This is a genomic window from Amycolatopsis sp. NPDC101161 (assembly GCF_044768185.1).
GTDB lineage: Bacteria > Actinomycetota > Actinomycetes > Mycobacteriales > Pseudonocardiaceae > Amycolatopsis.
Window position 1 is genome coordinate 454,698 of the sequence record NZ_JBIWPI010000001.1, and the last position, 15,698, is coordinate 470,395.

Sequence of the window (15,698 nt, forward strand, 5' to 3'; positions counted from 1 at the left end):
CCGGAGTCGCACATGCGCAGAACCGGGACCGCCCTCGCCGTCGCCGCCCTGCTGACCGCGTTCTCGCCCGCACTGGCCCAGGCCGCCACGGGCTGGACGGAGGTCGGGTCCGACCACGCCCGCGCCCTCGACGAGAGCCAGGGCCTCGCCACCATCGTCCGGCCGTCGGGCACCACCATCCGCTACACCGGGGTCGGCACCATCCCCGCGGACCTCAACTCGCAGGGCTGGAACCACGTCGGCGACCCGGGCTCGGCCCAGGGCTGGTACGTCGAGCCCTACCAGCGCGACGACCGCGGCGCGAAGCTCTTCCGCGTCCAGGCCCCGGACGGCTCGTGGGCGAACTACAAGCACAACCTCGAGTCGTGGGAAGCCAACAACAACTCCTTCGCCGCGGTGTCGCCCGACGCGCGCTGGCTGGTCGCGGGGGAGTGGGGCACGATGGACCGGCTCCTGGTCCACCCCATGCCCGGCGTGGTGGCGACGGACCCGGCGCAGAACCTGCCGTACGCGGCGGCGATCCGCCTCGACCACCCGGTCCGCGACGTCCAGGGCTGTGACTTCCAGACGGCGACCCGCCTGCTCTGCGCGTCCGACGACCCGGACGGCAGCCTCTTCGGCACGACGAAGCCGCTGCTGCAGGTGGACCTGGCCGGCGCGCTCAACGGCTCCGACGTCACCGGGCACGTGACGTCGCTGGGGCAGCTCCCGCTGCGCAGCGGCTGCAGCGGGTCCTTCGAGGTGGAGGGCATCGACTTCGACGAGCGCGACGGCACCCTGCGGGTGATCGTCATGTCGCCGAGCATCTGCATCCTCTTCGACTCGATGACCTACCGCTTCAAGCAGTGAACGCCGAAGGCCCGGCACTTCCCCAGGGGAAGCGCCGGGCCTTCGTCACGCGGTCAGGCGGTCGGGGCGGGGTCCAGGGACTCCGACTCCGGCGCCTTCGCCGGGGTCCGCTTGGCTTCGCGACGCGCGCGCCGCCGTTCCTTGCGGGTCTCGACCATCGTGTAGAGCGTCGGGACCAGCACCAGCGTCAGCAGCGTCGAGCTGACCAGGCCGCCGATCACCACGATCGCGAGGGGCTGGCCGATGAAGCCACCCTGGCCGGTGATGCCCAGCGCCATCGGGACGAGCGCGAAGATCGTCGCCGCCGCGGTCATCAGGATCGGGCGCAGCCGGCGCCGGCCGCCCTCGGTCACCGCCTCCGTGACGCTCATGCCCTCCGTGCGGTACTGGTTGATCAGGTCGATCAGCACGATCGCGTTCGTCACCACGATCCCGACCAGCATCAGCATGCCGATCAGCGCCGGCAGGCCGAGCGCGGTGCCGGTGGCCAGCAGCAGCCCGATCGCGCCGGTCGCCGCGAACGGGATCGACACCAGCAGGATCAGCGGCTGGATCAGGCTCCGGAACGTCGCGACCATGATCAGGAACACGATCGCGATCGCCGCCAGCAGCGCCAGGAACAGGTTCGAGAACGCCTCCTGCTGGTCCTGGCTCACGCCGCCGAGCGAGTACGACGCGCCCCCGGTGAACGTCAGTCCGTCCAGTTTGGACTTGATGTCCGCGGTCGTCTTGGTGAGGTCGGCGCCGGTGTTCTTGGCGGTCACCGTGGTGCTGAGGTCGCCGCCGGTGCGGTGCACCGACGCCGGTCCGTCCACAGTGGACACCTTCGCCACCTCGTCGAGCCGGACGACCCCGGTCGGACCGGGGATCGGCAGGCCCTTCACCTGGTCGACCGTCACCGGCGCCGTGCCGGCGCGCAGCACGACGTCGGTGCGCTGGCCGTCGACCGGCAGCTGCGTCACCGTCCGGCCGGCGATCGCCTGGTTGGCGACCTGGCCGATGGTGCTCGCCGACAGCCCGTGCGCGGCGGCCGCGGCGTCGTCCACCTCGACCTGCACCCGCGGCGAACCGACGGCCAGGTCACTGGACACCTCGGTCAGCCCGGACACCCCGCCCAGCGCCCGCACGACCTGGTCGGACGCGGGCTTGAGCGCAGCCTCCGACGGCGCGGTGACCGTCACCGAGATCTGGTCGGAGTTGAACCCGGACGCGTCCGCGCCGATCTTGACCTCGCCCAGTTCCGGCCGCGAGGTCAGCTTCGAGCGCAGCCGGTCCGACAGCGCGTCGAGGTCGGTGTCCTTCGCGACGGTGACCGAGATGCTCGTGTTGGTCCCGCCGCCGAAGCCGAACGTGCCGCCCCCGCCGATGCTGACCTGGTAGGTCCGCACCGCCGGCTCGGCCGCGAGGGCCTGCTCGACCGCCGTCGCCGCCTTCTCCTTCGCCTCGACGCTCGTGCCCGCGGGCAGCTTCTGCGTCATGTTCAGCGTGGTACCGCCGGACTGGTCGAGGAAGTTGGTTTTGAGCCGCGTCGCGAGCCCGACCGTGCCGGCGAAGATGAGCAGCGCCAGCAGGACGACAGTCAGCCGCCGCTTGGTCGCGAACCGGATCACCGGCAGGTAGGCGCGCTGCAGGAAGCTGCGGCGCTCCTTCTCGACGGCCGCTTCGCGGGCCCGCTCGGCCTCGATGGCGTCCGCCGGGACCTCGGGCCGCTTCAGGAACCAGTACGCCAGCACGGGAACCACGGTCAGCGACACGAGCAGCGAAGCCAGCAGTGCCACCGTGACGGTGATCGCGAACGGTGAGAACAGCTCGCCGACGAACCCGCCGACGAACGCGATCGGCAGGAACACCGCGACGGTCGTCAGCGTGGACGACGTCACCGCGCCGGCCACCTCGCGGACGCCGTCGAGCACCGCCCGCTGCTTCTCCTCGCCGTAACCCAAGTGCCGCTTGATGTTCTCCAGCACGACGATCGAGTCGTCGACCACCCGGCCGATCGCGATGGTCAGCGCGCCGAGGGTGAGCAGGTTGAGCGACAGGTCGCCGGTCCACAGCGCGATCAGCGCGACCACCACGGACAGCGGGATGGACACCGCGGTCACCAGCGTCGAGCGCACCGACAGCAGGAACAGCAGGATGACGACGACGGCGAACGCCAGGCCCAGCAGGCCTTCGGTGGTCAGGCCGCTGATCGCGTCCTTCACCGGCGTGCCCTGGTCGAACACGACGCTCATCTCGGAGCCGGTCTTCTTCGCCAGGTCCGGCAGCTTGCCGCGGACGGCGTCGGAGATCGCGACGGCGTTCCCGTTGTCCACCATGGTGATCGAGAGGCCGAGGCTCGGCTTCCCGTTGGTGCGCGTGATCGACGTCGGCGGCGCGAAGCCGGTCTGGACGTCGGCGACGTCACCCAGCTTCACCGGGCCGCGGGCCGGTGCGCGAGCGCCGCCGGCGGACGCCGCGCTCGGCGTCAGGTAGAGGTTGCGGATCGTGTCCACAGTGGTCTGCCCGCCGCCGACCTGGACGCTCAGCGTCTTGTCGCCTTCGGTCAGCGTGCCGGCCGGCACGGTGGCGCCGGCGGTCTGCAACGTCGTCGCGATCGACGCCGGGTCGACGCCGGCCGCGGCCAGCTTCGCGTAGTCGAGCGCGATCGTGACGCGCGGCTGCTGCACGCCGGTGACGGTCACCGTGCGGACGCCGTCGATCTTCCGCAGCTCCGGCGCGACCTGGTCGGTCAGCGCGGGCGCGAGCTGCTGCGGGTCACCGGAGGTGCCCGCGGCGACCAGCACGACCGGCAGGTCGTCGGTGCTGCCGGCGGACACGGACGGCTCGGAGTTCTGCGGCAGCCGCGGCCGGACCTGGTTCACCGCCTGCTGGATCTGGGAGACCGCGGCGTCGAGGTCGGTGCCGAACGCGAACTGCGTGACGACGCGCGAAACGCCGTCCGACGACGTGGAGTTGATCGACTCCAGGCCCTTCAGCCCCTGCAGCGCCCCTTCGAGGGGCTCGGAGACCTGCCGGTCGACCGCGTCCGGCGACGCGCCGGCGTAGGAGGTGACGATCTGGGCCTGCGGGAACTGCAGCGACGGGAACAGCTGCTGCTTGATCTGCGGCAGCGCGAAAGCGCCGAAGCCGATGACCACCAGCGCGAGCAGGCCGATCAGGCTTCGGTTGCGCAGGCTCAATCTGGCCAGCACGGACATGGCTGTGGAAACCCCCTCGGGAATGGCGCGGCGGCCGACGCCGGCGCGCGCGATGGGGGAAGCGTGCCACGCCCGACCTGAGGAGCGACTCAGTCTGGGGGTGGATTCCGGGTCGTCCCCTGGGAGGAGACGCGACCCTGAGAAGCGCTGGGTGCCGGTTCGGCCGCGCTCGGTGACGGCTCGTCCTCTTCGTCCTCTTCGGACGGTGCTTCGCCGGTCGGCGCGTCACCGTTGGAGGAGGCGTCTTCGGCGCGCGGGCGCCGCAGCGGCGTGGTCGTGCGCTCCCACAGCTTGCGGCCCTCTTCCGAGCGCAGGCGTTCGGAGGCGCGTTCCATCTCCAGCCGCCGCCACTTGCGGCGCTGCCGCCGCGTCGCCTTGGCCGGCCACAGCTCCTGGATCGCGCTGTTGAAGTAGGCCCCGCCGACCACGGCCAGGCCGATGAAGAACATCAGCAGCAGGAACGCGATCGGCGCGGCGAGCGCGCCGTAGGTGTAGCCGGTCTTGGTGATCCAGTTGAGGTAGATGCGCAGGCCGACCGAAGAGAGCAGGAACACGACCATCGCGAGCACCGCGCCCGGCAGGCCGCGGTGCCACGGCAGCTTCCGCGGCAGGGCGAGCTTGTACAGCGTGGTCAGCGCGAGGGTGATCATCACCCCGAGCGTCGGGAAGTACAGCGCGCTCACCCACGCCGTCACGGTGGGGCGCCAGGCGCCCGGGAAGAACTCCGGCAGCAGGTCGGGCCCGATCGCCAGCAGCGGCAGCCCGACGACCAGGATGACCAGGCCGCACAGGTAGAGCAGCAGCGCGAAGATCCGCTGCCAGACGTCGTTGCGGACGCCGTACTGGTCGTGCGCGACGGTGATCGCGTCCACGAAGGACGACATCGCCGACGAACCCGCCCACAGCGAGATCAGGAAGCCGACCGAGACGATCTCGCCCTTGCCGACGGTGAGGATGCTGTTCACCGTCGGTTCGATGATGTCGTGGACGGCGTTGGCGCTGAAGACGGTCCGGCAGAAGCCGATGATCCGGTCGTGCACCGCGGCGACGACGTCCTGGCCGAACCACTCGCCGACGAAGCCGAGGCTGCCGAGCAGCCCGAGCAGCAGCGGGGGCAGCGACAGCGTCTGCCAGAAGGCCGCTTCGGCGGCCTCGGAGAAGATGTTGCCCTCCCAGGCCTTGCCGAGCGTGCGCGTGAGGAGGCGCCACGGCCCCTTGCGGGCCACCTTCGTCGCTGCGGACGGCTGCACCTCACCCATGACGTGTCCAGCATGGTCCATCGCTGCTGATTTGGCTCGTCACACCCCCTGCGGCCGGGCGTGTCGGGGGACATCACCCGTGCCGGTGCCCGGAACTGTCGGACCCGGCCGGTAGACTCGCTTCAGTGCCCTCACCGCAAGCCGCCGGCAGCTCGACGCAGCAGCAGTCGGTTCCACAGTGAGGGTTTTCGCACGTCAAAGGCATGAGCGAGGGGGAGGACCGGCATGACGGAGACGCAGCTCGGGGCGCCTCCCGCGGAGAAGGACTCGACCGCGCGCCCGCTGCGGGCGTGGCAGCGGCGGGCGCTCACGAAGTACCTGACGCAGAAGCCCAAGGACTTCCTCGCGGTGGCGACGCCCGGCGCCGGCAAGACGGTGTTCGGCCTGCGGATCGCCGCGGAACTGCTGAGCGACCGCACGGTCGAGGCGATCACCATCGTCACCCCGACCGAGCACCTCAAGCACCAGTGGGCGGCATCGGCCGCGGCGGCCGGCATCGCCATCGACTCGAACTTCCGCAACACCACCGGCGTCACGTCGTCGGACTACAACGGCGTCGCGCTGACGTACGCGCAGGTCGCGGCGCACCCGACGTTGCACCGGGTGCGCACCGAGAACCGAAAGACGCTGGTGATCCTCGACGAGATCCACCACGGCGGCGACGCGAAGTCCTGGGGCGACGCGATCCGCGAGGCGTTCACCCCGGCCGTGCGGCGCCTTTCGCTGACCGGGACCCCGTTCCGGTCCGACGACTCGGCCATCCCGTTCGTCACCTACGAGCCGGACGCGGGCGGCTTCCAGCGCAGCAAGGCCGACCATTCGTACGGCTACGCGGACGCGCTGGCCGACGGCGTGGTCCGGCCGGTCGTCTTCCTCGCGTACTCCGGCGAGGCCTCCTGGCGCACGAGCGCGGGGGAGGAGTTCACCGCGCGGCTCGGCGAGCCGCTGACGGCGGAGCAGAACGCCCGGGCGTGGCGCACGGCGCTCGACCCGGCGGGCGAGTGGATCCCGGCGGTGCTGCAGGCGGCCGACACGCGGTTGTCGCAGGTCCGCCAGCACGTGCCGGACGCCGGCGGCCTGGTGATCGCGACGGACCAGGAGTCGGCGCGGGCGTACGCGAAGATCCTGGAGCGCATCTCGGGCGAGATGCCGACGCTGGTGCTGTCGGACGACCCGAAGGCGTCGGGCCGGATCAAGGAGTTCTCCGAGACGAACGAGCGCTGGATCGTGGCGGTCCGCATGGTCTCGGAGGGCGTCGACGTCCCGCGGCTGGGGGTCGGCGTGTACGCGACGAGCGCGTCGACGCCGCTGTTCTTCGCCCAGGCGATCGGCCGTTACGTGCGCGCCCGCAAGAAGGGCGAGACGGCGAGCGTGTTCCTGCCGTCGGTGCCGGTGCTGCTGGAGCTGGCGAGCGAGCTGGAGGCGCAGCGCGACCACGTGCTGGGCAAGCCGCACCGCGAGAAGGAGGGCTGGGAGGACGAGCTCCTGGCCCAGGCCAACCGCACGGAGGACGAGCCGGGCGAGGAGGAGAAGGCGTTCACCTCGCTGGGCGCCTCGGCCGAGCTCGACCAGGTCATCTACGACGGCAACTCCTTCGGCACGGCGGTGTTCTCGGGTTCCGACGAGGAGCAGGAGTACCTGGGGCTCCCGGGGCTGCTCGAGCCGGACCAGGTCCGGGCGTTGCTGCGCAAGCGCCAGGAGGAGCAGGTCGCGGACGAGAAGCGCCGCAAGCCGGCGAAGGAGGAGGCCCCGCCCCCGGCGGCCCGCCCGCAGTCGGTGAGCGAGCGCCTCGGCGCACTGCGGAAAGAGCTGAACGCACTGGTGGGGATGTACCACCACCGGACGAAGAAGCCGCACGGAGCGATCCACAACGAGCTGCGGCGGGTTTGCGGTGGGCCGGTGATCGCTATGGCGACTGTTGAGCAGCTCGAGGAAAGGATCGTGACCCTGCGGTCCTGGTAGGCGGTTCGGCTGGGCGCCGCGGCAGGGGTGCGGTTGGCCGCCGGCGGGGAGGTTGCCGCCGGGCGTGAACCGGGTGCGGGCTGAGCGGGATCGCCGCCGCGCGGTCCTTTGCCTGCTTGGCGAGCAGCCCCGAGCCCACCATCTGTTGCGCCACCCGCAACCCGCGCGGCCTCCGGCCGCTCCAGACCACCCCTCACCCGCGCCGCCGAGCCCCAACCCGCCCGACCCGACCCGCCCTCCCGGCCAGCCCCACCAGGTCCCCCTCCAGCCCACCAGGTGTCGCCCAGCCGGCTGAACTCCACCGTCACCGTCCGTTCCTGGTAAGTACCAGCCCGAACGTGCCCCTCCGTACCTCCTCCGTCACCCCTCGCCTGCCCGCGCGTCCCCCACTCGATGCCCCTCCGGGCATCTTCCACTCCGAAGTTCGCAAGTCGGCGACCAATCAGCGGACCGGCACGTGGGTTCACCACCACTTCGCGGCGGATTGCGCTGCGTACACCCCTGCGGAGTACCTTCAAGCCGTCAAGAAACCTGGATGTAACAGAGGGTGAGTGCTGGCGATCACATCGTCAGCGGATCTACTCTTTCCGGGCGAGGTTCAGCCCGTGTTGCCGAACCGTGTCCAATTGGTGTCATTTAATCGATCCAGCTATCTTCCCCGCAGCCGCTCAGCGGCATATGTTGTCGCCCACAACATATGCGCGACGGTGCGCCGGGACCCTCCGGATCACCGCCCCGCAGGGCCCGAGGCGACGTCGAGGGCCCGCTCGTCACCAATGCTTGGATCCGGAAGGAACGAGGATGCGCAGCAGAACCCTTACCCTCCTCGCCGCCACGGTGAGCACCGGCCTGGTGCTGACCGCTTGCGGTGCCAACAGTTCGAACAGCGGGGGCACGGGGAGCAGCTCCGCTTCCTCGTCCGCGCAGGCCGGTGGCGGTGCCAGCGGCAAGGTCGGCGTCATCCTCCCGGAGACCGCCACCTCGGCGCGCTGGGAGGCCTTCGACAAGCCGATGCTGCAGGCCGCGCTCTCGGCGCAGGGCTTCGAGGCCGACATCCAGAACGCCCAGGGTGACAGCCAGAAGTTCTCCACCCTGGCCGACGGCTTCATCAGCTCCGGCGTCAAGGCCCTGATCATCGCCCCGTCCGACCCGGCCGTCGGTGCCGCCGTCGAGGCGAAGGCGAAGGGCGCCGGCATCCCGGTCATCGACTACGACCGGCCGAGCCTCGGCGGGTCCGCCGACTACTACGTCTCGTTCGACAACGAGAAGGTCGGCCAGCTGCAGGGCCAGGGCCTCGCGGACAAGCTGAAGGACAAGCCGGGCGCGCAGGTCATCCAGATCGAGGGTGCCCCGACCGACAACAACGCGACCCTGTTCACCAACGGCCAGGAGTCGGTCCTCAAGCCGCTCTACGCCTCGGGCGCGCTGAAGCTGGTCCAGAAGCAGCCGATCAACGACTGGGACAACCAGCTCGGCGGCACGACCTTCGAGCAGATCCTGCAGGGCAACGGCGGCAAGGTCGACGGCGTCGTCGCGGCGAACGACGGTCTGGCCGGCGCGGTCATCACCATCCTCAAGAAGAACGGCCTCAACGGGAAGGTCCCGGTCACCGGCCAGGACGCGACCGCGGACGGCCTGATGGCGATCATGCGCGGCGACCAGTACCTGACGATCTTCAAGCCGATCAAGGAAGAGGCCGAGGCCACCGCCAAGCTGGCGGCCGCCCTGGCCAAGGGTGACACCGCGGCTGCGGACGCGATCGCGACGGGCAAGCTCCACGACCCGAAGAACAACCGCGACATCAAGTCCGTGCTGCTCACGCCGACCCTGATCCTCGAGAAGGACATCAAGACCGTCGTGACCCAGGGCTACGTGAAGGCCAGCGAGATCTGCGGTGGCGACCTCGCCGCCAAGTGCAGCTCGCTCGGCATCTCCTGAGCCGCCCGCACCTCCCATGAACAGCCGGGCCGGGACGCGCACCCCGACGGCGCGTCCCGGCCCGGTCCCCACCCGTCTGACCCGAGCGGCGGCACAGGGCAGCAGAAATTCGGAGTAGAGCCAGCCATGAGTGAGCCCATTCTCGAGATCAAGGGCCTGAACAAGAGCTTCGGCCCCGTCCACGTCCTCCACGACGTGGACTTCGACGTGCGTGCGGGGGAAGTGACCGCGCTGGTCGGCGACAACGGCGCCGGCAAGTCGACCCTCGTCAAGTGCATCGCCGGCATCCACCCGTACGACTCGGGGGCCGTGCGGTTCAACGGGCAGGACACCCACATCCGCGGCCCGCGCGACGCCGCCGACCTCGGCATCGAGGTCGTCTACCAGGACCTCGCGCTCGCCGACAACCTCGACATCGTCCAGAACATGTTCCTCGGCCGCGAGCGCGGCAGCTCGTGGAAGCTGGACGAGGCCGCCATGGAGAAGGCGGCCCGCGAAACGCTGGCCTCCCTGTCGGTCCGGACCGTGAAGTCGGTCCGCACGCCGGTCTCCTCGCTGTCCGGTGGTCAGCGCCAGACCGTCGCCATCGCGAAGTCGGTGCTGTGGAACAGCAAGGTCGTCGTGCTCGACGAGCCGACCGCCGCGCTCGGCGTCGCGCAGACCCGGCAGGTGCTCGACCTGGTCCGCCGGCTCGCCGAGCAGGGCCTCGGCGTCGTGCTGATCAGCCACAACATGGCCGACGTGTTCGAGGTCGCCGACCGCATCGCGGTGCTCTACCTCGGCCGCCTCGTCGCCGAGGTGCACACGAAGGACGTCACCCACGGCCAGGTCGTGGAGCTGATCACGGCGGGTCGCTCCGGCGACCTCGGCCTGGCCCGGCCCGAAGCCGTGGTCCTGTGAGCGGGAAGAAAGAACCGGAAATGACTGAAACCCCTGCCAAGCACGAGGTCGGCACCCCCGCCGACGCGCTCGCGCAGACCCAGAACCCGACCGCGGCGATCACCGACTTCGGCATCGACACGACATCGATGTCAACCGGCGAAGCCGTCCGCGACTACTTCGCCCGCCTGCGGGCCGGCGAGCTCGGCGCGCTGCCGTCGCTGTTCGGCCTGCTCGTGCTGGTCATCCTGTTCAGCGCGCTGTCGGACAACTTCTTCACGCTGGCCAACATCGCCAACGTCTTCCCGCAGGGTGCGGGCGTGATCATCATCGCGATGGGCATCGTCTTCGTGCTGCTGCTCGGCGAGATCGACCTCGCCGCCGGTGTCGCGTCCGGTACCGCCGCGTCGGTGATGGCGCTGCACTACGTCCACGCGGGCAACTTGCTGGGCTCCATGGGCTCCGGCGTGTTCATCACGTTCATCGCGGTGCTCGCGGTCGCCATGCTGCTGTCGGCCTACCAGCGGATCTGGGCCGGCGCGGCGCTGTCGCTGATCGGCCTGCTGATCGTCGCGATCGGCGTGCCCGCCAACGCCTGGCTGGAGATCCTGCTGGCCATCTGCGTCGGCACCGCGATCGGCTGCATCACCGGCTTCCTCGTGTCGAAGATCGGCATGCCGTCCTTCGTCGTGACGCTGGCGCTGTTCATCGTGTGGCAGGGCGTCCTGCTGCAGTTCATCGGTGAGGGCGGCACGATCGGCATCACCAACTCCGACATCCTGTACAAGATCGCCAACGGCAACCTGAACACCCTCGGCAGCTGGATCTTCTTCCTCGTCGCCGCGGGCGGGTTCGCGGTGATCACGCTGCTCAGCCACTTCAAGCGGCTTCAGCGCGGCCTGGTCGTCCAGCCGACGGCGCTGGTGATGGTCAAGGTCGGCGCGCTCGTCGTGCTGTCGGCGCTCGGCACCTGGCTGCTGACGATCAACCGCTCGCCGAACAAGGCGGTCGTCACGATCGAGGGCGTCCCGTACGTCATCCCGATCATGCTGGCGCTGCTGGTGGCCGGGACCTACGTGCTCAACCGGACCAAGTACGGCCGGTACGTCTACGCGGTCGGCGGCAACAAGGAAGCCGCCCGTCGCGCCGGTATCGACGTGCCGAAGATCCGCGCGAGCGTGTTCGTCATCGGCTCGGCGATCGCGGCCATCGGCGGCATCGTCGCCGCGTCGAAGGTCGGTTCGGTCAGCCCGCAGTCCGGTGGCCTCAACACGCTGCTGTTCGCGGTCGGCTCGGCCGTCATCGGCGGCACGTCGCTGTTCGGCGGCAAGGGCCGGGTGTCCGACGCGGTCGTCGGCGGCCTGGTGATCGCCGTGGTCATCAACGGTCTGGGCCTGCTCAAGCAGCCCGCCGCGGTGGTCAACATCATCACCGGTCTCGTCCTGTTGCTCGCCGCCACGGTCGACGCGCTGTCCCGGCGCCGCGCGGCTGCGTCGACGCGCTGAACCAGCATGGAATGATCAAGCCCGTGTCCAGCTCACCCGTTGCTCGACCGGACGAGGTGCGCCGGCACAACCGCACGACCCTGCTCCGCCTGCTGCACGTCGGCGGGCCGAGCACCCGGGCGACCCTGGCCGCGGAGCTGGGGCTCAACCGGAGCACGATCAAGACCCTCGTCGACGGGCTCGCCGAAGCCGGTGTCGTCGAGGAGAAGGTGCCGAGGCCGGGACGAGGGGCGGGCCGCCCCTCGCTCCTGGTCCTGCCCCAGCCGCACGCGGCGGTCGTGCTCGCGGTCGACCTGCAGGTCGAGCACGTCGCGATCGCGCTGGTCGGGCTGGGCGGCCAGATCCTGGGCCGCAACAGCTGGAACCTGCGCGGCCGGATGGGCCAGCCCGACGAGGTCATCACGCACATCATCGAGTCGACGACCATCCTGGCCGGCGACCTCGACGTGACCCCGGTGGCGGCCGGGGTGTCGGTGCCCGGTGTCGTGCGGCGGGCGGACGGGCACGTGCACGAGGCCCCGAACCTGCGCTGGACCGACGTCGCCCTCGGCGAGCGGCTCGGCGGGGTGCTGCAGATCCCGATCCTGGTCGGCAACGACGCCGAGTTCGGCGCGGTCGCCGAGCACCTGCGCGGGGCGGCCCGCGGGGCGTCCGACGTGGTGTACATCTCGGCGGACGTCGGGGTCGGCGGCGGCGTCATCGCCGAAGGCTCGGCGCTGCGCGGCGGCTCGGGCTACGTCGGCGAGATCGGGCACATGGTGATCCGCCCGGACGGGCGCGCCTGCTACTGCGGCAGCAGCGGCTGCTGGGAGACCGAGGTCGGCGAGGCGGCGCTGTGCCGGGCGCTCGGGTTGCCGGAGGACACGCCGCGCGGCGCGATCCTGTTCGAGCTGCGCGAGCTGGGCCGCGACCCGGAGGCGGCACTGACGCGGCTCGCGGAGTTCGCCGAGTGGCTGACGCTGGGGCTGATCAACGTCGTCAACCTGCTCGGGCCGCAGCTGGTGATCCTCGGCGACCTGCTGACGGTGCTGCCGGAGGCGGTGCTGCGGCACGTCGGCACCGAGGTGCGGCGGCGCAGCCTGGTGAGCCGGGCGGTGGGTGGCACCCGGATCGTCAGTTCCGCGCTGGGGGCCGACGGGAAGCTGCTCGGCGCCGCGGAAGTGGCGTTCGAAGTGGTGCTGGATTCTGTCTGATTTCTTGTCCGCTTTCGTGTCCGCAATCACTTCGGTTCGCGGCCGTACCGTGATTTCAGACACGCAGTTTGCAAGATGCAGAAAGGCGGCCGGCGCCTGTGCGCACCGGCCGCCTTTCGCGTCTGGGTCGTTACCGCTGGATGTCGGCGGACAGTTCCTTGAGCTTGGCCTCGTGCTCGCGGGCGTGGTGCCCGCAGAAGAGCAGTTCGCCGCCTCCGGAGAGGACAGCGCGTACCTGAGCTGCTGCTCCGCACCGGTCACAGCGGTCGGCGGCGGTCAGTTCGGGGCGGGTGAGCGTCGGCGTTGTCATGGGGGTCTCCCTCCGTCCCGGCACCGGTTGCCCGGTGCCATCGATCCAGCTACGCCCACTTCGGGAGTGATGCCGCCGGCGGCGATCGCCTTCGGCTCCGCGGTGTTCGTGCTTCCACTCTTCCAGACGTTTCGCGGCTCGCAAGTGTTCCCGCGCCGGTGGGACCTGAGTCACGCCGATTTACCCCGGATGTCGTAGCCGCGTCCCGCAATGCAGGAGACGAATACCCGGAGAGTTACGTTTTCCGTGGTCAGGCACCATGAGGTGGTGAGTACGGTGACTTCGCCCCGAAGGGTTTCCCGGGTACCCGCTCCGCTCTTGTTCGTTCTCAGCGGAATTTCGATGTACGCGGGAGCGGCCATCGCGGTCGATCTTTTCGGCCACGCGACACCGGCGGGGGTGGCGTGGCTGAGGTGCCTCGGCGCGGCGGTGGTCCTGCTGGCGTGGCGCCGTCCCGGGCGGGCGGCGTGGCGCGGCCGCGGGCTGTGGCTGGCGATCGTGTTCGGCGTGGTGACGGCGGGCATGAACGTGCTGTTCTACGAGGCGATCGCCCGCCTCCCGCTGGGCACGGTGGTGGCGCTGGAGTTCGCCGGCCCGGTCCTGGTGGCGGCGTTCGGGTCGCGGTCGTTGCGGGACGTGCTGGCGGTGGTCCTGGTGGCGTGCGGCGTGGTCGCGATCGCGGACGTCCAGCTGTCGGGGTCCGTGTCCGGGGTGCTGTTCGCCTTCGGCGCGGCGGCGGCCTGGGCGGGGTACATCGTGCTGGGCAAGAGGGTGGCTTCGAGGTCTTCATCGGGCCTGGACAGCCTGGCGATCGGCTTCGCGGCGGCGACGGTGGTCTTGTCGCCGCTGGCGTTCGGCACGGGGGCGGTGTGGTCTTCGCCACGGATGCTGCTGTCGGGCATCGGGGTGGGGGTGTTGTCGACCGTGGTGCCGTACGCGCTGGACCAGGTGGTTTTGCGGCGGCTGGGGCAGGCTCGGTTCGCGGTGTTGCTGGCTTTGCTGCCGGTGACGGCCGGGGTGATGGGGTTCGTGCTGTTGGGGCAGGTGCCTTCGGTGCCCGAGGCGGTGGGGACGTTGGCCGTGGTGGCGGGGGTGGCGTTGCGGAGCCGGGATGGGGCGGTGCCGGAGCCGCCGGGGTGACGCGGGCTTGAGTTCGCGCCCCGGCCCGGATCGTGATGGCCGTCGCCGTCGGTGACCGGGATACTTGGCTCCGGGCCGAGCGGAAGCAGGTGGTCATGACCAAAGCGGCGTCGGCGGCGGCGAAGGACTTCGCGGCCGCCGGGGTGGGTGGGGTCCACCTCGCCTGGGCGGACAACAACGGCATCCCGCGCTCGCGCATCGTGCCCGTCGCCGGGCTCGCCGAGGCCGCCACCCGGGGCGTCGGGGCCACCTCGCTCTTCGCCGTCTTCGACAGCCACGACGCCATCACCTACGGCCACGCCGGCCTCGCCACGCCCTCCGGCGACATCCGGCTCGTGCCCGTCGTCGAGCGGCTGCGGCGGCTCGCCGGGCAGCCCGCGCTCGCCTGGGCGCCCGTGCGGCAGGTCACCCAGGACGGCGAGCCCTGGCCGTACTGCCAGCGCGCCGTCCTCGAAGCGCAGGTCGCCGAGGGCGCGCGGCGGGGGCTGGAGTTCCGGGCCGGCTACGAGCTCGAGTTCGCCGTCGCGCCCGCGGGCAGTGCCGGCATCACCGAGAACCCCGGGCACCCCGGGCCCGCCTACAGCCCGCACGCCCTCATCGGCCTCGACGGCTTCGTCGCCGCCCTGCTGCACGACTTCGCCGCCAACGGCCTGCGGATCGGCCAGCTGCACGCCGAGTACGGCGTAGCGCAGCTCGAGCTCTCGCTGGCCGCCACCGACCCCGTCTCCGCCGCCGACGACCAGCTCCTGGCCCGCCAGACCATCCACGCCGCCGCCCGCACGCACGGCCTCGTCGCCAGCTTCGCGCCGCTGATCGGGCTCGGCGCCGCCGGCAACGGCTGGCACCTGCACACCTCCGTCCGCCGCAAGGGCCGCAACCTCCTCGAACCCGTCGGCGACGGCAGACCGGCCGACGAGGGCTACCTCGCCGGGCTCCTGCGCGACCTCCCGGCGCTGACCGCGATCACCGCGCCGAGCGTTCCGTCGACCCTGCGGCTGCGCCCCGGCTACTTCGCGGGCGCGTACGCCTTCTGGGGCGTCGAGAACCGCGAAGCGCCGCTGAGGTACGTCCCGGGCTCGCCGCTGCTGGGTGCCGACCACGCGAACGTCGAGCTCAAGACGTCCGACGCCTCGGCCAACCCCTACCTCGCGCTGGCCGTCGTGCTCGCCGCCGGGATGGCCGGCATCGAGGACGCGGCCGCGCTGCCCGACCCGATCGCCGAGGACCCCGGCGGCTGGACCGAAGGCGAACGCGAGACACGCGGTGTGCGCCGGCTGCCGGCCGACACCGCCGAACAGGACGCCGCGCTGCTCGCCTCGCCGCGGATCGCCGGCGTGCTCGGCGACGAGCTCCTGGGCGCGTTCCGCGCGGTCCGGGCGTCGGACGCGGCGTGGGCGGCCGAGCGGAGCGTCGAGGAGATCGTCGCCGCACACCTGTGGCGCTATTGAGGACCTGAGGGGACC

The 15,698-nt window shown here is 71.0% G+C and carries 11 protein-coding genes; 8 read left to right on the forward strand and 3 right to left on the reverse strand.

Annotation, left to right across the window (positions count from 1 at the left end; all coding sequences use genetic code 11):
* Positions 1-12 precede the first annotated feature (12 nt).
* On the forward strand, positions 13-849 hold the full coding sequence (locus ACIRSS_RS02295) for a hypothetical protein (protein ID WP_400889665.1): 837 nt from the start codon (positions 13-15) through the stop codon (positions 847-849).
* Between the two features lie 53 nt (positions 850-902).
* Here the strand turns inward: ACIRSS_RS02295 and ACIRSS_RS02300 are convergent, their stop codons facing one another.
* A complete protein-coding gene (locus ACIRSS_RS02300) occupies positions 903-4,049 on the reverse strand; it encodes an efflux RND transporter permease subunit (RefSeq protein WP_400889667.1) in 3,147 nt (1,048 codons plus the stop codon).
* A gap of 89 nt (positions 4,050-4,138) precedes the next feature.
* Positions 4,139-5,308, reverse strand: a complete 1,170-nt coding sequence (locus ACIRSS_RS02305; protein ID WP_400889669.1) for a YihY/virulence factor BrkB family protein — start codon at positions 5,306-5,308, stop codon at positions 4,139-4,141.
* 225 nt (positions 5,309-5,533) lie between these two features.
* On the opposite strand from ACIRSS_RS02305, the gene ACIRSS_RS02310 reads away from it, so the two are divergent.
* The 5 genes from ACIRSS_RS02310 to ACIRSS_RS02330 all read left to right on the forward strand — a co-directional run bounded on the left by ACIRSS_RS02310 (position 5,534) and on the right by ACIRSS_RS02330 (position 12,785).
* Positions 5,534-7,270 carry a DEAD/DEAH box helicase gene (locus ACIRSS_RS02310; RefSeq protein ID WP_400889671.1) on the forward strand — a complete coding sequence of 579 codons (1,737 nt, stop codon included), beginning with the start codon at positions 5,534-5,536 and terminating at the stop codon, positions 7,268-7,270.
* Between the two features lie 801 nt (positions 7,271-8,071).
* On the forward strand, positions 8,072-9,208 hold the full coding sequence (locus tag ACIRSS_RS02315; protein ID WP_400889673.1) for a sugar ABC transporter substrate-binding protein: 1,137 nt from the start codon (positions 8,072-8,074) through the stop codon (positions 9,206-9,208).
* Between the two features lie 126 nt (positions 9,209-9,334).
* Positions 9,335-10,108: an ATP-binding cassette domain-containing protein gene (locus tag ACIRSS_RS02320; RefSeq protein WP_400889675.1), complete on the forward strand. Its 774-nt coding sequence runs from the start codon at positions 9,335-9,337 to the stop codon at positions 10,106-10,108.
* Positions 10,109-10,128: 20 nt separating this feature from the next.
* The gene (locus ACIRSS_RS02325) at positions 10,129-11,592 is read left to right on the forward strand and encodes a sugar ABC transporter permease (RefSeq protein ID WP_400889677.1); all 1,464 of its coding nucleotides are present in this window, start codon (positions 10,129-10,131) and stop codon (positions 11,590-11,592) included.
* Between the two features lie 11 nt (positions 11,593-11,603).
* Positions 11,604-12,785 carry an ROK family protein gene (locus ACIRSS_RS02330; protein WP_400889679.1) on the forward strand — a complete coding sequence of 394 codons (1,182 nt, stop codon included), beginning with the start codon at positions 11,604-11,606 and terminating at the stop codon, positions 12,783-12,785.
* Positions 12,786-12,915: 130 nt separating this feature from the next.
* On the opposite strand, the gene ACIRSS_RS02335 is transcribed toward ACIRSS_RS02330, so the two are convergent.
* Positions 12,916-13,095, reverse strand: coding sequence for a hypothetical protein (locus ACIRSS_RS02335; RefSeq protein WP_086862682.1), 180 nt, complete (start codon positions 13,093-13,095; stop codon positions 12,916-12,918).
* A 342-nt stretch (positions 13,096-13,437) separates the two neighbouring features.
* On the opposite strand from ACIRSS_RS02335, the gene ACIRSS_RS02340 reads away from it, so the two are divergent.
* Together ACIRSS_RS02340 and ACIRSS_RS02345 are read left to right on the forward strand one after the other, a co-directional pair.
* Positions 13,438-14,235 (forward strand): EamA family transporter, encoded by a 798-nt coding sequence (locus ACIRSS_RS02340; RefSeq protein ID WP_400889681.1) that lies wholly within the window; start codon positions 13,438-13,440, stop codon positions 14,233-14,235.
* A 95-nt stretch (positions 14,236-14,330) separates the two neighbouring features.
* The gene (locus tag ACIRSS_RS02345) at positions 14,331-15,683 is read left to right on the forward strand and encodes a glutamine synthetase (RefSeq protein ID WP_400889683.1); all 1,353 of its coding nucleotides are present in this window, start codon (positions 14,331-14,333) and stop codon (positions 15,681-15,683) included.
* The last annotated feature ends 15 nt before the right edge of the window (positions 15,684-15,698 follow it).